Source organism: Ancylobacter sp. FA202 (assembly GCF_000380205.1).
Taxonomy (GTDB): Bacteria; Pseudomonadota; Alphaproteobacteria; order Rhizobiales; family Xanthobacteraceae; genus Ancylobacter.
The window spans coordinates 2,954,636-2,971,850 of sequence record NZ_KB904818.1 but is presented as its reverse complement, the minus strand read 5'-3'; the positions used below and the strand labels follow the sequence as shown (position 1 = coordinate 2,971,850).

Annotated in this window: 19 protein-coding genes; 5 read left to right on the top strand and 14 right to left on the bottom strand. The window is 67.2% G+C overall.

The window, feature by feature from the left end:
• Nucleotides 1–84 precede the first annotated feature (84 nt).
• From A3M1_RS0113520 to A3M1_RS0113455, 14 genes are all read right to left on the bottom strand, one after another.
• A complete protein-coding gene (locus tag A3M1_RS0113520) occupies nt 85–1,485 on the bottom strand; it encodes an extracellular solute-binding protein (RefSeq protein ID WP_018389512.1) in 1,401 nt (466 codons plus the stop codon).
• A gap of 31 nt (nt 1,486–1,516) precedes the next feature.
• Nucleotides 1,517–2,653: an ABC transporter ATP-binding protein gene (locus A3M1_RS0113515; RefSeq protein ID WP_018389511.1), complete on the bottom strand. Its 1,137-nt coding sequence runs from the start codon at nt 2,651–2,653 to the stop codon at nt 1,517–1,519.
• Entirely contained in the window at nt 2,650–3,750 is a 1,101-nt protein-coding gene (locus A3M1_RS0113510; protein ID WP_018389510.1) for an ABC transporter ATP-binding protein, read from the bottom strand. The genes A3M1_RS0113515 and A3M1_RS0113510 overlap by 4 nt, the downstream gene beginning before the upstream one ends.
• A 147-nt stretch (nt 3,751–3,897) precedes the next feature.
• Nucleotides 3,898–4,563: a 2-phospho-L-lactate guanylyltransferase gene (cofC, locus tag A3M1_RS0113505; RefSeq protein ID WP_018389509.1), complete on the bottom strand. Its 666-nt coding sequence runs from the start codon at nt 4,561–4,563 to the stop codon at nt 3,898–3,900.
• On the bottom strand, nt 4,560–5,495 hold the full coding sequence (gene cofD, locus A3M1_RS0113500) for a 2-phospho-L-lactate transferase (protein ID WP_018389508.1): 936 nt from the start codon (nt 5,493–5,495) through the stop codon (nt 4,560–4,562). The genes cofC and cofD overlap by 4 nt, the downstream gene beginning before the upstream one ends.
• Nucleotides 5,492–6,265 carry a coenzyme F420-0:L-glutamate ligase gene (gene cofE / locus A3M1_RS0113495; RefSeq protein WP_018389507.1) on the bottom strand — a complete coding sequence of 258 codons (774 nt, stop codon included), beginning with the start codon at nt 6,263–6,265 and terminating at the stop codon, nt 5,492–5,494. Before cofE ends, cofD begins: the two co-directional genes overlap by 4 nt.
• Before the next feature lie 3 nt (nt 6,266–6,268).
• Nucleotides 6,269–7,270, bottom strand: a complete 1,002-nt coding sequence (fgd, locus tag A3M1_RS0113490) for a glucose-6-phosphate dehydrogenase (coenzyme-F420) (protein WP_018389506.1) — start codon at nt 7,268–7,270, stop codon at nt 6,269–6,271.
• Nucleotides 7,271–7,363: 93 nt separating this feature from the next.
• On the bottom strand, nt 7,364–7,825 hold the full coding sequence (locus A3M1_RS0113485) for a type II 3-dehydroquinate dehydratase (protein ID WP_018389505.1): 462 nt from the start codon (nt 7,823–7,825) through the stop codon (nt 7,364–7,366).
• A gap of 17 nt (nt 7,826–7,842) precedes the next feature.
• Entirely contained in the window at nt 7,843–8,469 is a 627-nt protein-coding gene (locus tag A3M1_RS0113480; protein ID WP_018389504.1) for a glutathione S-transferase, read from the bottom strand.
• Complete coding sequence (locus A3M1_RS0113475) at nt 8,466–8,891, bottom strand: heme-binding protein (protein WP_018389503.1); 426 nt, start codon at nt 8,889–8,891, stop codon at nt 8,466–8,468. Before A3M1_RS0113475 ends, A3M1_RS0113480 begins: the two co-directional genes overlap by 4 nt.
• A gap of 62 nt (nt 8,892–8,953) precedes the next feature.
• Nucleotides 8,954–9,628: a DUF1028 domain-containing protein gene (locus A3M1_RS0113470; RefSeq protein WP_018389502.1), complete on the bottom strand. Its 675-nt coding sequence runs from the start codon at nt 9,626–9,628 to the stop codon at nt 8,954–8,956.
• A gap of 10 nt (nt 9,629–9,638) precedes the next feature.
• Nucleotides 9,639–10,061 (bottom strand): RidA family protein, encoded by a 423-nt coding sequence (locus tag A3M1_RS0113465; RefSeq protein WP_018389501.1) that lies wholly within the window; start codon nt 10,059–10,061, stop codon nt 9,639–9,641.
• 44 nt (nt 10,062–10,105) lie between these two features.
• Nucleotides 10,106–10,597, bottom strand: coding sequence for a flavin reductase family protein (locus tag A3M1_RS0113460; RefSeq protein ID WP_018389500.1), 492 nt, complete (start codon nt 10,595–10,597; stop codon nt 10,106–10,108).
• 10 nt (nt 10,598–10,607) lie between these two features.
• Nucleotides 10,608–12,059: a 4-hydroxyphenylacetate 3-hydroxylase family protein gene (locus A3M1_RS0113455; RefSeq protein WP_018389499.1), complete on the bottom strand. Its 1,452-nt coding sequence runs from the start codon at nt 12,057–12,059 to the stop codon at nt 10,608–10,610.
• 89 nt (nt 12,060–12,148) lie between these two features.
• Here A3M1_RS0113455 and A3M1_RS0113450 point away from each other — a divergent pair, with 89 nt between their 5' ends.
• From A3M1_RS0113450 to A3M1_RS0113430, 5 genes are all read left to right on the top strand, one after another.
• Nucleotides 12,149–13,093 (top strand): LysR family transcriptional regulator, encoded by a 945-nt coding sequence (locus tag A3M1_RS0113450; protein ID WP_018389498.1) that lies wholly within the window; start codon nt 12,149–12,151, stop codon nt 13,091–13,093.
• A gap of 118 nt (nt 13,094–13,211) precedes the next feature.
• Nucleotides 13,212–13,814, top strand: a complete 603-nt coding sequence (locus A3M1_RS0113445; protein ID WP_018389497.1) for a HutD family protein — start codon at nt 13,212–13,214, stop codon at nt 13,812–13,814.
• A gap of 181 nt (nt 13,815–13,995) precedes the next feature.
• Nucleotides 13,996–14,931, top strand: coding sequence for a glyoxylate/hydroxypyruvate reductase A (locus A3M1_RS0113440; protein ID WP_018389496.1), 936 nt, complete (start codon nt 13,996–13,998; stop codon nt 14,929–14,931).
• 114 nt (nt 14,932–15,045) lie between these two features.
• On the top strand, nt 15,046–16,074 hold the full coding sequence (locus tag A3M1_RS0113435; protein ID WP_018389495.1) for a PotD/PotF family extracellular solute-binding protein: 1,029 nt from the start codon (nt 15,046–15,048) through the stop codon (nt 16,072–16,074).
• 274 nt (nt 16,075–16,348) lie between these two features.
• Complete coding sequence (locus A3M1_RS0113430; protein WP_018389494.1) at nt 16,349–17,206, top strand: ABC transporter permease; 858 nt, start codon at nt 16,349–16,351, stop codon at nt 17,204–17,206.
• Nucleotides 17,207–17,215: the final 9 nt, after the last annotated feature.

Genomic DNA, 17,215 nt, shown 5'->3' with positions numbered 1-17,215 from the left:
GGCCCGCGAACCCCTCACCCCATCCCCCTCCCCGACGGGGAGAGGGAGCCGGCCTGTTCAGTTCAATCGTTCACAGCAGGTCGATCACAGAAGGCATTTGGTGCAGAGCTTGAGGAGTTCCGCCTGGCCCTTTTTCGCGCCCTCTTCCGGCGAGATCCGACCGAGGCCGACTTCCTGCGCGACGCCGCTCATAACATCGTAGATCTCGTAGAATTTCGGCATCTTCGGCTTGGCCTCGGCGACATCGAGGGTCGCCTTCATCGCGACGTAGAGCGTTTTATTGGCCGAGCCTGTGATCGCCGGCAGCGCCCAGGAGGATTCTCGGATCGGCACGCCGCCCGCCCCCAGCGCGATCAGCTTGTCTTGCTGCTTCTTGTCGGCGAGCCACTGCAGGAAGATGAAGGTGGCCTCGGGGCTCTTGGAGGCGGCACTGATGACGGTGACCGACGGCTCGGCCTCGGCGTAGCGCTCCTTCGAGCCGGCCTTGATCGGGATTGGGCCGTAGACGAACTTGCCGGCGAGCGGCGAGACGCCGGGCTTGTCGATGCCGAGCACGAAGTCCGACCAGGCGATTGACTGCACGGCGATACCGTTGCCCATCACTGTCGGAACGTCGACCAGCGAGTATTCAGCGATGCCGGGCGGGGCGAAGGTCCATAGCTCGTGCCACATCTTCAGCGCGGCGACGGTCTGCGGGCTGTCGAAGTCCGGCTTGCCGTTGGCGTCGATAAGATTGCCGCCATAGTTCTTGACGAAGTTGTTCCACAGCGTCGGGAAGGTCGAGCCGCCCTTGATGCCCTCAAGCACGATGCCGTAGAAGTCGCTCTCCAGCGGCTTGCCGGCCAGCATCGCGCCCTTCTTGCGGGTGAAGAATTCGGCGATGTCGCGCATCTGCTCGATTGTGGCGGCCGGCGCCAGTTCATAGCCATACTTGGCCTTGAACGCCTCCTTCTCGCCGGGGTCGTTCAGCAGGTCGGCGCGCGCCCAATAAATCTGGTTGTAGTTCCAGTTGATGAACGAATACTGCTTGTCGCCGACGAACGCCGCAGTCTTGAACGGGTTCTGGATGAAGTCCGCCGAATTGAGGTTCGGATTAGCGAGCTTCGGATCGGCGACAAAATCGTTGAGTTGGCGGATCACCCCGGCCGAGATCATCGGGCCGAGCTGGAAGCCGTGCAGCATGATCGCGTCATAATAGCCGCGGCCGGACAGCATGTCGGCCTGGCCCTTGTTGATGACCTCGAAATGGTTGAGCAGTTCCCACTCCACCTTGATCCCGGTCTCCTTCTCGAAGTCCGGCACGATCTTGGACAGGGTTTCCTGCAGCGGCGTGATCTCGTCGAGCACGCGGATCGTGCTGCCCTTATAGGGCTTGGCCGCCTCGGCGTAGAAGGACGTGTCGTCCGCCTGCACCTTTGCCACCGGTGCCATCAGCATGGTCGAGGCCGCCAAGGCGGCGGCGAAACACCAGAACCTGCTCTTCATCGCTCTTTCCCTCTGTTTATCGTCAGCGGCTTCAAGTGCCGGGCAGCGCGCGGCCCGTCGTCCCGTCGAAAAGCGCGAGCCCGCCCTTCGGGAACATCAGTCCCACCGGCCGGCCGATGCCATCGCCCGCGCCGCTCCCGAGGGAGGCGGCAATGGCCATGCTCGTCTTCGCCTTGGCGAGCAGGGCGCCGAGATCGAGGGTGACGATGGCGTGCTTTCCAAACGGCTCGTTGGAGTAGATTTCGGCGCGGACCGCGCCACTTGTGTCGGGTGCGGCGAAGGCGATGTCGTCTGGTCGCACGCCGAGACTGACCGCCTCGCTGCCCGCCTGCTCAGCCGCCCGGGCGAGGGCTGGCGGCAGGGCAAGGCGCAGCTCGCGGCGGGTGAAGAACAGCGTGCCATTCTCGCGCGCCAACTGCCCGTCGATGAGATTCATCGGCGGATCGCCGAGAAGCCGGGCGACCCGGGTGCTCGCCGGCCGCTGCCAGATATCCTCCGGGGTACCGACCTGTTCGACATGCCCGCCATCGATAACCACCACACGATCGCCAACCGAGAGGGCCTCCATGCCGTCCGGCGTCGACCACAGGGTTGGCGCCTCCTGGCGGGCGAGGCGGCGGCGGATTTCGCCCCGCAGCTTGTGGCGCAGCTTGGCGTCGAGATGGGAAATCGGCTCGTCGAGAATGTACAGATCCGGCGCCTGCACCAGGGTGCGGGCAAGCGCCACGCGCTGCTTCTGCCCGCCGGAGAGCGCACCGGGCAGGCGTTCGCCGAGATGACGTATTTCCAGCAATTCCAGCACCTCGTCGACGCGCGCGGCAGCCCCTGCGGGATCGAGTCGACCGCCCGGCGCCTGCAGCGGGGAGAGTGCATTGCCGCGCACGGTGAGGTGCGGATAGAGCGCATAGGATTCGAACATCAACGCGACGCGCCGCCGTTGCGGCGGCACGCTGGCGAGATCACGCCCGCCCAGCGTCACACTGCCGGCATCGGGCCGTTCCAGCCCGGCGAGAATGCGGCAGAAGGTCGACTTGCCGGCGCCCGACGGCCCGGTGATGGCGACCAGCTCGCCCGGTGCGATGTCGATGCCGACACTGTGCAGGACCTGATGGGCGAAGCGCTTGGAGATGCCACGCGCGGCAAGCCCGGACGGGACCGAAGCGATCATGGCAGAACCTCCCAGTTTCGCCCGCTCACCGCGTCGAAGACCAGCAGTCGCGCCTCGTCGATGCCCAGCGTCACCCGGTCGCCCGCCCGCCAGCGCGCGGGGCCGGGGATTTCCGCGATGAGCTTCACCGCCGCGTCACCCGTCGTGTCGAGGGCGACCGTGAGAATATCGGCATCGCCGCGCGGCTCGCGATAGACGATGCTGCCGCGCGCCTCCCCCGCGGCGTCCGGCCCGCGCACCGCGATGTTTTCCGGGCGGATGCCGGCAATGATGGCGCTTCCGCCCGACGGCAGCGTGCTGAAGCGCACCGGGCCGAGCCGCGCGCTCCACCCCTCGCCGACGACGCGACCTCCCTCGGCAAGGGTGGCTTCCATCAGGTTCATCGGCGGCTCGCCGATGAAGTTGGCGACGAAGAGGTTGGCCGGGCGCTCATAGAGGTCCTGCGGCGCTCCCACCTGCTGGAGCACGCCATGATTCATCACCGCCACCCGGTCAGCCATGGCGATGGCCTCAGTCTGGTCATGGGTGACGAGGATTGACGTGACCTGCCTGAGCTTCTGCAGCCGTTTGATCTCGGCGCGCAGCTGCACTTTCTGGTCGGCATCGAGATGGGAGAGGGGCTCGTCGAACAGGATCACATCGGGATCGCGAACCAAGGCACGACCGATCGCCACCCGCTGCTGGGCGCCGCCGGAAAGTCCGCGCACGTCCTGCTCCGCCATCTGCCGCAGCCCGAGCAGTTGCAGCACCTCGCCGATACGCTGCGCGGCCGGCTGGCCGGTAATGCCGCGCACCTTCAGCGGAAAGGCGACGTTTTCCCATACGGTCATGCGGGGATAGAGGGCGTAGTCCTCGAACACCATGGCGATGTTGCGGGCACCGGGCGCAAGGCGGGAAACGGGTCGCTCACCGAAATAGATCTCGCCCGAGGAGACGGCCTCAATGCCTGCCGCCATCTTCAGTGTCGTGCTCTTGCCGCAGCCCGAGGGACCGAGCAGCGCCAGCATTTCTCCCGACGCGCAGGCGAGGTCGAGCTGGCTGACCGCAGCGACCTCGCCGTAGCGTTTGGAAACGGAGACAAATGCGATGGAAGACATCGGGCACTCCAGGGCTATGCCGATGATCCATCCAAGTTCTGTGCCAAAGTGTGCTGGTTTATAGAAACTCAGGATAACCTGGTTTAGCGCAGGTCGATCACGCCATCCCTGCACAAAACGGCGCCTCGAACGCCCGCACTGCACCGATTATGAGCAGTGCACGGATGCAAGCAGCCGGCCGGTGCGTGAGGAAGGCGGAAGACCCGTCAGCCGTTGCACGGCCTGCGGCGTATCGATGTCGCGCGCAAAGCCGGGAAAGCGTTCAGGCTCATGCAACTGCGGCACAATGCCGAGCCCCTGCGCGCAATCCCGATGCCGCGTGAAGCTCCCCGGCCCGAAGGCAAAGTCCAGCGTCGCCGGCGGTGCGACGATCAGGCCATTGGTGCCCTGCCTGTCCTCTGCCGGGATCAGGCTGACCGCCCTGCCCGGCCCATGGCCGGCAACGAACCCGTCAATCTCCCCCGCCGTCAGGGCCGGCAGGTCGCCGGGCAGGACCAGCACCGCCGCGCACCGTTCCGCGCCCAGCACAGCGGCCGCCTCGGTCGCTGCGGCATTGAGGCCGCGAACCTCGCCCTCGATCAACCAGCGCCCGCCATAGTCCCGCGCCAGCCGGCCCGCCTGCGGATCTGCGGTGATCACGGCGAAGCCCGCCAGCGACCGCGCCTGCCGCAGCGCCGCCAGCACATCGCACAGCATGGCCTGCGCCAGTTCCTGGCGGAAAAGGGGCGTGAACGTAGCGGCGAGCCGCTGCTTGGCGAGGCCGAACGGCTTCACCGGTACCACCGCCCAGATGCCACCCGTCTTTGCGTTCATGCAAGTTGCGCCGCCACGCCGAGCACGAAACGGGCGAGGCGTTGCTTGTCGTCGAGGCTGCGCATCAGTGTCGGGGTCGCCGCAACGTGCATTCCCGCGATCGCGAGGCCGGCATCCGCCTCGTCGACCACGAAAGCGTCGATCAGCCCCTCATAATGGCGCGCCACCGTTTCCGCGCTCGGCTCCAGCCCGAGCTCGGCCATCATCTTCGCCGTCGGGCCCTTCACCGCCTGCCCGGCGATGATCGGCGAGACGGCGATGACAGGCGCGGCGCACCCGGCCAGCACCGCCCGCATCCCGGGCACGGCGAGAACGGGATCGACGCTGAGATAGGGGTTGGACGGGCACAGGATCACCGCCCGCAGGGCCGGATCGGCAAAGGCCGCCGCCACCTCAGGCGCCATCCGCGCCTCACCGGCGCCGGCGAAATCGAGCCCGACCACGCGCGGCTCGCAGCGCCGGCGGACGAAATAATGCTGGAAATCCAGCCATCCCTCGTCGGTGTGCACGCGGGTGGCGACCGGCTCGTCGCTCATCGGCACGATCCGCGCGCCGATGCCGAGCCGGCGCCGCAGACCCTGCGTCACCTGAGACAGCGTCTCCCCCGTCGCCAGGCGCCGCGTGCGCTCGACATGGATGGCGAGATCGCCATCGCCGAGCTGAAACCAGGCCTCGCCGCCCAGTTCCGCCAGCGCGCGCATGAAGGTCCACGTCTCGTCACGCCGTCCCCAGCCCTTCACCGGGTCGTCGAGCCCGGCCAGCGTGTAGAGCAGCGTGTCGATATCGGGCGAGATGTGCAGGCCCAAATGGCGGAAATCGTCGCCGGTATTGGCGATGATGGTCAGCTCCCCCGGCGCCAGCACGCGGTCGAGCCCCAGCGCCAGCTTGGCGCCGCCGATACCGCCGGAAAGCGCGATCACATGCCCGCTCATCGGAACAAATCCTCGGTTTCGGGACGCAGGAGTTCAGCCGCCGGGTTGGGCGGCGCGCGCCAGGTGAGGCCGCGCATGAGAACAACCGGCCGGCCTTCATCCGCCGGCCCCATCAGCAGCGAGGCGGCGGCGGCGATCTCGTCGGCATGGCCGATCTGCGTCACCTGCAACGCCCGGCCGAACAGATCCGGGTCGCCGCGCCGGTCGATCAGCGCCGGCAGGCCGGCCGCGCCGATGGCGATCCCGGTCGTGCCGCGCCGCCAGGGCCGGCCGAAACTGTCATTGATCACCACGCCGACCGCCGCCCCGCTCGCCTGACAAAGCCGCGCCCGCAGGCTTTCCGCGCTGGCGTCCGGGTTTTCCGGCAGCAGCAGCGCCACTTCCCGCCCGCCGGAATCGACATTGGACTGGTCGATGCCGGCATTGGCCATGATCAGCCCGAGCCGGTGCTCGACGATCAGCACATGCGGCCGCGCGCGCACCACCCGGCGGCTTTCGCGCAGCACCAGCTCGACCAGACGCGGGTCCTTAAGCACCTGACCGGCCAGCGTTTTCGCCCCCGTCGAAGGCTCGACGGCGGCAAGGTCGACGAGCCTGCCCTCGGCCTTGGAGACGATCTTCTGCGCCAGCACGACCACATCGCCGTCCTGCAGCTGCACGCCGGCCCGCGCCACCCCCTCGACGATTAACCGGGAGAGATCATCCCCTTGGGTCACAAGAGGAAACTCCGGCAGCGCGATGAGTTCGAGGCGGGCGGGTGGCGCGCGCATGGCTTAGCCGAAAGCCGCGCGCAGCTTGGGCAGCACGGCGCTGGAATAGAGGCGCAGGAACCGTTCCTGGTCCTCGCCGGGGGCGTGGAACACCAGATGGCGGAAGCCGAGATCGATATAGGGGCGGATGCGCTCGACATGCTCGTCGGCGTCGTCGGAGACGATCCAGCGGCTGGCCGCCCGCTCGGCCGGCAGCGCGTCGGCAAGGCGCTCCATTTCAAGCGGATCCTCGACCGAGTGCTTCTCTTCCGGCGAGAGCGCCAGCGCCGCCCAGTTGCGGGTGTCGGCCAGCGCGCGGGCCTTGTCGGTGTCGAAAGAGACCTTCATTTCGATCATCCGGTCGTAATCCCCGGCCCGTCCGGCCTCCTCCAGCCCGGCGGCGACGTTGGGCAGCAGCGTGTCGCGGTACAAATCCCAGGATTTTCCGCTGGTGCAGATGAAACCATCACCCGCGCGCCCGGCAAATTTCGCCACCATCGGACCCGCACCGGCGATGTAGATCGGCACGGGTTCTTCCGGTCGATCATAGATAGTCGCGCGCTCGGTCCGGTAATAAGCTCCCTCGAAGCTTACGCGCTCCTCCGTCCAGAGCTGGCGGATCAGACGTACCGCCTCGCGCAGGCGGGCGAAACGCTCTTTCATCTCCGGCCAGGGCGCGCCGGTGGCGGGAACTTCATTCAGCGACTCCCCCGAGCCGACGCCGAGAATGACGCGCCCGGGGTAAAGCTGCCCCAGCGTTCCGAAGGCTTGGGCGACCATGGAGGGGTGGTGGCGGAAGGTGGGGGTGAGGACGCTCGTTCCCATCACGATGCGCGAGGTCGAGGCGCCCAGCGCGCCGAGCCAGGCGAGGGCGAAGGGGGCGTGGCCGCCGGTGTGGCGCCAGGGCTGGAAATGATCGCTGATGAAGACGGAATCGAAGCCGCAGCGCTCCGCCAGAACGGCGTAGTCGAGCAGCCTGCGCGCGTCGAACTGTTCCGCCGACGCCTTGTAGCCGAGCCTGAGCATGACACCTCCTCCCGCCGAGAGGGGGATCATAGAGTCATATCGTAGTGCAGCACAATATGATAAATTTTCTTTCTAAAACAATGAACTGCGTTTTCATTTCCGCCGTATATGCGCGATCAGCGCCTCCACCGCGACACCATATCCACCCGGTCCCAGCCCGATGATGCAGCCCATCACCGCCGCCGCCAGCGGGGCGTGGTGGCGGAATTTTTCGCGCTGGAACACGTTGCTCACATGCACCTGGATCGCCGGCTTGGCCACGGCCGCGAGGGCGTCGAGCAGGGCGATCGAGCTGTAGGACAGGCTGCCGGCATTGATGACGATGCCGTCCGCCTTTGTGCGCGCTTCCTGGATCCAGTCGACCAGCACGCCCTCATGGTTGGACTGGCGGAAATCCACTGTTGCGTCAAGGGCTTGCGCCCGTGCCCGGCAGTCCTGCGCGATGTCCTCAAGGGTCAGGCGGCCATAGGGGCCCGTGGGGTCGAGGCCGTAGAGATTGGTGTTGGCACCGCTGAGAACGAACAGGCGGACGGGCGACAGGCTCATGATATCCAACGCTTTTCCGGGACGGGTCAGGCAACGCGCTCATGCGGGCGGGTGGCGGCCATGGCAGGGCGCGCGTCGAAGCCGGCGAACCATGCCGCCGTCGCCGGCCGGCCCTGCCGCCATTGCAAATCCGCATAGCGGAAGTCGAGATAGCCGAGCGCGCAGCCGAGGGTAATCAGGCCGATGTGGTGGAGTGTCGGGCCGATGAGGCCAGTGTGAACAGCCTGCTCGATCACATCGAGCCCGCCCGCGATCTTGGCCATCTGCCCCTGCGACCAGTCCGGCCAGCGCAGCGGCTCCGGGCGCATCACGCTCTCATAGCGCAGGCCGACAGCGGCATCGAGCAGGCCGTCGCCGAGCGCCTGCAGGGTCAGCGCCGGCCAGCGCGCCGGGCCGGTGGGGAACAGCGCCGTGTCGCCGGCGAGGTCGGCGAGATATTCGCAGATCACCGCGCTGTCATAGAGCGCGGTGCCGTCGTCGAGCAGCAGCGCCGGGATCTTGCCGAGCGGGTTGAGGCTCGTCAGTGCCGGGTCGCGCTGCAGCGGGCTGGCGGCGTTGAAGACAATCTCGATCCGGTCCGCGAGGCCGGTCTCCAGCGCGACGACCATGACCTTGCGGACGAAGGGGGATGTGGGGGCGTGGAGCAGCTTCACGGGATCTGGTCCTCCGCGCCGATGGCGGCCAGCGCCGCGCGCGCGACCTCGACATCCTCCGCCCCCTTGCCCGAGCCGACACCGATGCCCCCAATGCAGACGCCGTCGATGACGATGGGCAGGCCGCCTTCCAGATTGGTCAGCCGCTGGCCGGCGGCGAGCGAGAGCTTGATCTCGTCGGCCGGGTTCAGCCGCGATGTCGGCTGGCGGTGCGAGGCGGCGGTGATCGCCTTCGACAGCGAGGTCTCGCGCGAGAGCAGCTTGGCGCCGTCCATCCGCACGAAGGCGAGCAGGTTGCCGCCCTCGTCGACGATGTTGACGTTCTGCGGCACGCCCATCGCGCTCGCCTTGGCGACGGCGGCGGCAAGCATTTTCAGCGCCCCCTCATGGGTGAGCTTCAGGGCCGGGCGGGTGACGGACATGGGGCCTCGCGGGGCTGGTGGGAGGGGGGCAGGCGGAGAGGGCTGCGTGCTTCGAGGCGCGCTCACTCATCGCCCGGCACGCCATAGGACGGCGCGGTGGAGGGGTCGAGGGCGCGGGTGACATAGGCCTCCATCTGCGGCTTCCACAGCTCCCACAGCGCGGCCAGCGCGCCGATCGGGTCGCTCTCGTGCCAGTCGACGCGCAGATCGGCTACCGGCCACGCCACCTTGTCGACGATCAGCATGCCGACCGAATGGACCGGGCCCTCCTCGCCGCCGGCGGCAAGCGCGGCCTGCATGGCGGCGATCAGGCGATCGCCGAGGGGTCCATGCGCGCGCGCGAAGGCCTCGATCATGGCCTGCGGCACCTGCGGCGAGGAGAGGAGGTTGCCGGCCGCCACCACGCCCTCGCCCTGCGCGATATGGTGGGTGCCGAGCGTCCGGGCGCCGGAGAAGCCGGCGGTGCGGCCCTGCGCGTCAATGAGCGCGACCTGGCGATAGTCGATATGCGACCCCTCGCTGCGCAGCCGCGCCAGCGCCTGCGGCGCCGACAGGCCGGACGCCATCAGGTCGAGCCCCTTCGGGCCCAGCGTCGGGTCGGTGATGTTCTGCGTCGCCACCGCCCCCACCCCGGCGCGGGCATGGGCGCAGCGCGCCGCCACGGCGGGCGAGGAGGAGGACACGGCGATGCCGAACTGGCCGGTGCGGGCGCAGCGGGCGGAGATCGAGAAGGTCATGCCCCCACCCTCACGCGGGATCGGGAATGACGGCGGTGATCTCGATTTCCACCACCCATTCCGGCCGCGCCAGAGCGGGCACCACAAGGCCGGTGGAACAGGGGAACACGCCGGCGAGCCACTTGCCCATTTCCTGATACACCGCCTCGCGGTAGCGGATGTCGGTGAGGTAGACGACGATGCGGCAGATATGGCTCATCTCGCTGCCCGCCTCTTCCAGCAGCATCTTGATATTGGCCATCGCCTTGGCGGTCTGGGCGCCGGCATCGCCCACATGCAGGCTCTCGCGCGTGTCGAGGTCCTGCGACACCTGCCCGCGCAGGAACACCATGGTCCCGCGCGCCACCACGCCCTGCGAGAGGTCGTTGTTCAGCTTCTGCTCGGGATAGGTTTCCTTGGTGTTGAAGGGGCGGATGCGGGTGTGCGTCGGCATGAAGGGGCTCTTTGCTGGAGAGGGAAGAGACAGGGGGACAGCGCTCACGCCACTTCGAGCCGGCGGTAGCTTCGGTTGGAATAGACCAGCGGGTGCTCGGCATGGGTTTCGATCGCCACCACGTCGCCGGTGATGATGCGGTGGGTGCCATAGTCGAACACCTCAGCCAGGCGGCAGTCAAAGCGACACAGCGCCCCCTGCAGCAGCGGCGCGCCGGTGGTCAGCCCGTCCCATTCGCCCGCGCCGAAGCGGTCCTCGCGCAGTTCCGGCACCAGCCCGGCGAATGAATCCGCCACGCGCTGCTGGCCCTGCGCGAGAATATTCGCGGCGAACACGCCATTGGCCAGCAGCACCGGCAGGCAGCGGCTGTCGCGGTGCAGGCAGAACAGCACCGAGGGCGGCTCCAGCGAGAGCGAGGACAGGCTGGAGACGGTGACGCCGACACGGCCATGTGCCCCGTCACTTGTCACCACGGTCACGCCGGCCGCGGTGCGGCCCATGGCGTGGCGAAAGGCGGCGGGGTCGATGGCGTGCATCGGCGCGTCCTCAGTTCTTGCCCATCACCTTGTCCGACAGCCCGGCCGCCTTGCGGACGAAATCGAGCGGGCCGGAGAAGTCGAAGGCGTTGTAGACCGCGTTCAGATGATTGAAGTGCGGCGCCTGCGCGAACTGCACGAAGGTGAGCCGGTGGCCGGCATAGTCGGAGTTCAAGAGGTCGCGGGCGAAGGCCAGCAGCTTGCGGCGATCCTCCGATTCCCACTGCTTGTTCAGCGTGTAGAACTTCTTCAGCCAGTCGCCCGAGCCGGCATTGTGGAAGGCGGCGGCGTTCGGGGTGACGCAGATCTGCCCGCCGCACAATTCGCGGGCGATGTGCATCATCGCCGGCAAATTGGCGCAGCCATGCACGCGGCCGGCATAGAGCATCGACTGGTTGGGCATCAGGAGCCCGCCCGGGCTCTTCTCGGCCAGCGCGATCGAGGCGGTGAGATGGGCGTTGATGCCCTCGCGGTAGCAGACCAGATCGGCCAGCTTCTCCCGCACCGATTGCAGCTTGTCGAGGCCGGTCTGCTTGGCGTTCCACATCGCCGCGCCGATCATCATGTCGGCGACATAGAGCAGGCGGTGGACATAGGGAAACGCCGAGTAGCGGTGCAGCGTGGCGCGGATGTACTGCGCCGCCTTGGTGTGGCGGTAGAAGAACACGTTCTCCCACGGGATCAGCACATTGTCGAAGATGACGAGGGATTCGACCTCGTCGAACTTGTTCGCCAGCGGGTAGTCCTGCGGGTCGGTGCGGCCGGCGAAGGAGGAGCGGCAGATCTGCTTCACCCCGGGCGCGCTCATCGAGATGATGCCGCCCACCGCATAGTCGGACAGCGTCTCATTGGTCCAGGCGCCGACGGTGGGCTTGAGGAAGGCCTGGTCGGCATAGGCGGCGGCGGTCTCATATTTGGCGCCGCGAATGACGATGCCGGCATCGGTTTCCTTGACCACATGCACCATCATGTCCGGGTCCTGCTCCTGCGGCGGCAGGGAGCGGTCGCCCTTGGGGTCGGTGTTGGCCGAGATGTGGAAGATGTCGTTGTCGAAGATGTTCTGCACATGCTTGTCGACATTGTCGGCGAAGCGCGGGTCGAACTCGGCCAGCACGTCGCGGCCGTCGATCAGCGACCAGACTTCGCCGATAGTCTCGTCGCCGACGCGGGTGACGACGCCGCCAATGTCCTTCATGACCAGATCGACGGCGTCGACCTTGTCGTTCCAGTCCTTGGTCTCGCGCGGCGGCTTGTAGAAGATGGTGTTGCGCTTGTTCTCTTCGACATAGGTGAGGCGGTCCTGATAGGCCGGCTCATGCGCCATGTCGTACATGCGCGCGCGCACATCCACGATCGGCTTGAAGGCGGGGTGGGTGGTGACATCCTTCACCCGCTCGCCGTCCATCCAGACTTCGCGACCGTCCTGAAGCCCCTGCCGATAGTCCTGCCCTGTGCGGATCATTGAAGCATCCTTTTCCTGTCAGGAAATATTGCGTTGGGCCCATAGATCGGTAAAATATTTTGATTCATTCCTCGACATAGAAAATCCTGATGAACATCTCGCTGCGCGCCCTGCGCTACGTCGTGGCCACCGCCGATTTCGGCAATCTCACCGAAGCGGCGCGGCATCTGAACGTCTCGCAGCCCTCGATCTCGGCGGCCATCGCCCAGTTCGAGGCGGAGTACGGCGTGCAGGTCTTCGTGCGCCACCATGCAAAAGGCGTGACGACCACCATCGCCGGCACCCGCATCGTCAATGAGGCGCGGCTGCTGCTGAACCATGCCCGCGATTTCGGCCAGAACGCCCGCGCCATGGCCGACGAGGTGCGCGGCGAGATCGCGGTCGGCTGCTTCTGGACCATCGCCACCCATTTCATGCCCGGCCTGCTCTCCGCCTTCGCCGGCTCGCATCCCGGCATCACGGTGAGCCTCGACGAGGGCGACCAGCAGCAGATTCTCGACGCGGTGATTTCCGGCCGCACGGAGATGGCGCTGTCCTATGAATTCGCCCGGCCGGAGGAGGTGATGGCCGAACAGCTGGCCGAATTGCCGCCCTATGCGGTGCTGCACCCCGACCACCCGCTGGCGCAGCGCGAGCGCATCAGCCTCGCGGATCTGCGCGACGAGCCGTTCATCCTGCTCGACCTGCCGCATTCGCGCGACTATTTCATGGGGCTGTTCCGTTCGGTCGGGGTGGAGCCGCAGATCGCCTTCCGCTCGCGCGCCTATGAGCTGACGCGCGGCCTTGTCGGCCATGGGCGCGGCTACACCATCCAGAACGTGCTGCCACGCACCCAGATCACCCATGATGGCGGGCGCGTCGCCTCGGTGCCGCTGACCGACACGCTGCCGCCCGTGCGGCTGGTGAGCCTGCGCCTGCGCCGGCAGGCGCCGCGCCCGGCGGTGGAAGTGTTCGCCCGCCACCTGAAGGCGGCCTTCGCCCCCGGCGGCATTTTCGAGCCCGGCACGCTCTCGCCGCGGGCGACGGTGCGCTAGGCGATAGGAAGCGCCTATCCAGCGCATCGGCAATCTGTTTCCCGTTCACGCGCGTACGCATTGCCTCAAGGGCCGGCGGCTCTCTAGACCGGGACAGGATGAGCAGGGGCGAGGGGCAATGAGCGCGTTGCGGGTGATCGGGCCGTCGGACTACAGGCGCGTGCCGTGGAAGAATGGCGGCGGCGTCACGCAGGATGTACTGCTGCTGCCGGAAGGCGCCACGCATGAGGATTTCGACATCCGCATCAGCCTGGCGCCGATTGTCGAGGAAGGCCCCTTCTCTTCCTTTCCGGGCATTGACCGCCACATCACCCGGCTGAGCCCCGCCCCGCTCGCCCTCGCCTTCGCCACGGGCACACGGGCGCTGGCGCGGCTCGAACCGCTCTATTTCGACAGCGTGCTGCAGCCGCGCTCGGTGCTGACCGACGGGCCGGCCTGGGTGATCAATGTAATGACGCGGCGCGGGCGCTGGCACGCGCAGGTGATGCCCGCTGCCGGTGGCCATGGCCCGCTGCTCGCCGCGCCCGAAGGCGGGCTGGTGGTGCTGCACGCGGTGACGGGCACCTGGCAGGTCGGCGATGCCGCAGGTTCGGCGCTGGTGCGGCCGGGCGAGACGCTGCTGGCCGGCGACGCGCAGACGTTGCGCATCAGCTGCGACCCCACCGGCGAGGCGCTCGTCGCCTTTCTCACCCCGACCGGCGCGCGCGGCGAGGCTGCATAAGAACTGCCTATGTTATGTAACAGGTAAAAGTATTTTCCGATCCAATCTCCGCAGCGCACCATTTCCTGACAGGAAAAATAACAAAGCCTTCGGAGACGGGATTGATGAAGCGGGAACATGCCCGGCGGCATGGGCCGGCCGCGCGTGGCCATGGCGTCGCGACGTTGCGTCAGGCGCGCCTATGAGCCGCGATGCACTGGTGTTTTACAGTCCGGTGGACGATGCCGACGCCTGGCGCGCGGCCTTGGCCGCCGAACTGCCGGATCTCGACTTCCGCGTCGACCCCGAGATCGGCGACGCGGCTGACATCCGCTATGCGCTGGCCTGGCTGCCGCCCAAGGGCTTTTTCGCCCGCTTTCCCAATCTCCAGCTCGTCACCAATCTCGGCGCCGGCGTCGATGCGCTGGTGCGGCGCGACGACCTGGTGCCGGTGAAGTTCTCCCGCCTCTCCGATCCCGGCATGGTGGCGATGATGACGAGCTATGTCGTCTTCGCCGTCACCCGCTATGCCCGCGACATCCCGGTGTTCGAGCGCGCCAAGGCGCGCGGCGCATGGGACTATGTGCACCCGCGCGCGCTCTCCGAGATCAAGGTGGCGGTGCTGGGCCTGGGCGAACTCGGCGGGCCGGCGGCGCGCACGCTGGCCACCATGGGCTTCACCGTCAGCGGCTGGTCGCGCAGCCCCAAGGACATTCCCGGCGTCGCCTCCCATACCGGGCGCGCGGGGCTGGAGCGGGTGCTTAGCCAGAACGAGATCATCGTCAGCCTGCTGCCCCTCACCCCGTCCTCGCGCGGCCTGCTCGGGGAGGCGGAATTCGGCCTGATGCAAAAGGGCACGAAATTCATCAACGCCTCGCGCGGCGCTGTCGTGGACGAGGCCGCGCTGATCGCGGCGCTGCGCTCGGGCCAAGTGGGGGAAGCGACGCTCGACGTGTTCGAAACCGAGCCGCTGCCGCAGGGCCACCCGCTGTGGGGCCTCGATAATGTTCTGATCACCCCGCACATGGCCAGCATCACCGTGCCGGCCCTGGCGGCCCGCGATGTCGCCGAGAGCATCCGCCGCGTGCGGCAGGGGCTGGCGCCGCTGCACGAGGTCGATCCCGGCCGCGGCTACTGAACACGCCCTTCGCGCCCGAGGGCGCGAGGCACGACCTGCGCAAAGCGCGCCCGCCTGAAGGCGCGCGGCCGGAACTATCTGGGCGGCCCGCCGCCCCAATCACAGAGGTGGAACATGAAGAAGCTGTGCATTGCACTGAGTGCCCTGGCCGTCATGGCCGCCGGCGCCCTGCCCGCATCGGCCCAGGAAAAGCTGGTCGTCAGCACCTGGGGCGGCAATTGGAAGGCCGGCGTCGAGATCGTCGGCAAGGAATTCACCAAGCGTACCGGCGTCGAGGTCGAGTACATCACCGGCGGCACGCTGGACCGGCTCGCCAAGGCGAAGGTGGCGCGCGACAACCCGGAATCCGACCTGATCAACACCACCGCCCATGTCGGCTATCTCTATTATTCCGACGGGCTGATGGAAAAGCTCGACTGGTCGAAGATCCCCAACGCCGACAAGCTGTACCCGATGGCCAAGCGCTCGGACTACACGGTCGCGGACTATGTCTATGTCTACACCCCCGCCTTCCGCACCGACCTGATGCCGAAGGGCTTCAAGATCAACAGCTGGGAAGACCTGTGGAGCCCGGAAGTCGCCGGCAAGCTCGGCCTGCCTGATTTCGACCCCAGCCACATCATCATCGCCGCCACCCGCCTCGCCGGCGTGAAGCCGGAAGAATGGGACAAGGTGAAGCCCAAGCTCTTGGAGCTGAAGAAGAATATCAAGGCGTTCTACCAGTCGGACGCCACCAGCCAGAACCTGATGCGCACCGGCGAGACCCCGGTGCAGGTGCTGCTGAACATCAATGGCTATCACCTCGAAAAGCTCGGCATGCCGGTCGAGATCGACGTGCCGAAGGAAGGCGCGGTCGCCGGCACCGATGTGTGGGGCATCAATGCCGGCTCGAAGAAGAAGGAGCTGGCGCTGCAGTTCCTCAACATCGCGCTGGAGCCCGCCATGCTGGCGCAGCTGTGCAACTTCCACAAATGCTCGCCGATGACCGCCGAGGCCAAGCTCGACCCCGCCATCGCCAGCCTGCCGGGCATCTTCACCAGCCAGGAAGCGATCGAGAAGGGCACCATCGTGCTTGAGGACAAGACCTACGCCACCCTGCTGCCGCAGTGGAAGGCGTGGTTCACCGAGAACATGATGCACTGAGGGCGGGCGGCTCTCCCCAACGCCGTCATGGCCGGGCCGTACCGGGCATGACGGACGCGGAGTGACGGGTGCGTCCGGTCCTCAGGCGGACAGGGTCTGCGTCCTTCGAGGCCCGGCGGTGCCGGGCACCTCAGGATGACGCGGGCCTGCCGGCGGTGAGGCGCGGCCCCCGCACCTTCGTCATGCTGAGGAGCGGGGCCCCGCCCCGCGTCTCGAAGCACGCACGACACCGCCACCGACAAAGCCACCTCTGCCTTCAATCGTTCGAGACCCCATGATCCAGCGCCGCCCCTTCTTCCTCATCTTTCTCGCCCCTGCTGTGGTGACGGCGGTGATCCTGGCGGCGGCGCTGTTCGAGGTGCTGCAGTACAGCGTGCGGGAATTCGTGCCCGGCTCGCTGAATGTCGGCGGCTTCACGCTGGAGAATTTCACCCGCATCAACCGGCCGATCTACTGGTGGGTGCTGCTGGATACCTTTTACATCAGCCTGCTGACGGCGGTTTTCTCGCTGCTGCTGAGCTATCCCGTCGCCTTCGCGCTGGTGCGGGCGAGGCGCGACTGGGTACGCTCGCTGCTGGTCTCGCTCTCCATCACCCCGCTGTTCACCGGCGAGATCGTGCGCACCTTCTCGTGGATGCTGATGCTGGGCTCGGACGGCTTCATCAACTCCCTGCTGCGCAAGCTCTCGCTGATCGAGATGCCGCTGCAGATCATGTACACGCGGCTCGGCGTGGTGGTGGCGCTGGTGCAGTTCTCCATGCCGGTCATGATCATCCTGCTCGCCACCGCGATCAGCCATGTCGACCGCGACTGCGAGAAGGCCGCCGCCAATCTCGGCGCCAGCCCCGGCGCGGTGTTCTGGCGCATCACCCTGCCGCTCACCTTGCCGGGCATTCTTTCCGGCATCGTCGTGGTGTTCGCCTGGACGATGAGCGCCTTTTCCACCCCGCAGCTGATCGGCGGCGGCAAGGTGCTGATGATTTCCAACCTCGTCTATCTCCAGGGCTTCTCGGTGCTGAACCTGCCCTTCGCCGCGACGCTGAGCCTGATCGCGCTGATCGCCGCGCTCGGCAGCCTCGTCCTGATGAAATCGCTGACCGGCCGGCTGGAAAAGCGGCTGGCGGTGCGCTGAGGGAGAACG

Coding starts and splice junctions, on each gene's coding strand:
- A3M1_RS0113430 (WP_018389494.1), top strand. CDS start 16,349: ATGATCCAGCGCCGCCCCTTCTTCCTCATCTTTCTCGCCCCTGCTGTG.
- A3M1_RS0113445 (WP_018389497.1), top strand. CDS start 13,212: ATGAGCGCGTTGCGGGTGATCGGGCCGTCGGACTACAGGCGCGTGCCG.
- fgd (WP_018389506.1), bottom strand. CDS start 7,270: ATGCTCAGGCTCGGCTACAAGGCGTCGGCGGAACAGTTCGACGCGCGC.
- cofD (WP_018389508.1), bottom strand. CDS start 5,495: ATGAGCGGGCATGTGATCGCGCTTTCCGGCGGTATCGGCGGCGCCAAG.
- A3M1_RS0113460 (WP_018389500.1), bottom strand. CDS start 10,597: ATGCACGCCATCGACCCCGCCGCCTTTCGCCACGCCATGGGCCGCACC.
- cofC (WP_018389509.1), bottom strand. CDS start 4,563: ATGAACGCAAAGACGGGTGGCATCTGGGCGGTGGTACCGGTGAAGCCG.
- A3M1_RS0113520 (WP_018389512.1), bottom strand. CDS start 1,485: ATGAAGAGCAGGTTCTGGTGTTTCGCCGCCGCCTTGGCGGCCTCGACC.
- A3M1_RS0113435 (WP_018389495.1), top strand. CDS start 15,046: ATGAAGAAGCTGTGCATTGCACTGAGTGCCCTGGCCGTCATGGCCGCC.
- A3M1_RS0113455 (WP_018389499.1), bottom strand. CDS start 12,059: ATGATCCGCACAGGGCAGGACTATCGGCAGGGGCTTCAGGACGGTCGC.
- A3M1_RS0113440 (WP_018389496.1), top strand. CDS start 13,996: ATGAGCCGCGATGCACTGGTGTTTTACAGTCCGGTGGACGATGCCGAC.
- A3M1_RS0113470 (WP_018389502.1), bottom strand. CDS start 9,628: ATGACCTTCTCGATCTCCGCCCGCTGCGCCCGCACCGGCCAGTTCGGC.
- A3M1_RS0113475 (WP_018389503.1), bottom strand. CDS start 8,891: ATGTCCGTCACCCGCCCGGCCCTGAAGCTCACCCATGAGGGGGCGCTG.
- A3M1_RS0113465 (WP_018389501.1), bottom strand. CDS start 10,061: ATGCCGACGCACACCCGCATCCGCCCCTTCAACACCAAGGAAACCTAT.
- cofE (WP_018389507.1), bottom strand. CDS start 6,265: ATGCGCGCGCCACCCGCCCGCCTCGAACTCATCGCGCTGCCGGAGTTT.
- A3M1_RS0113450 (WP_018389498.1), top strand. CDS start 12,149: ATGAACATCTCGCTGCGCGCCCTGCGCTACGTCGTGGCCACCGCCGAT.
- A3M1_RS0113510 (WP_018389510.1), bottom strand. CDS start 3,750: ATGTCTTCCATCGCATTTGTCTCCGTTTCCAAACGCTACGGCGAGGTC.
- A3M1_RS0113515 (WP_018389511.1), bottom strand. CDS start 2,653: ATGATCGCTTCGGTCCCGTCCGGGCTTGCCGCGCGTGGCATCTCCAAG.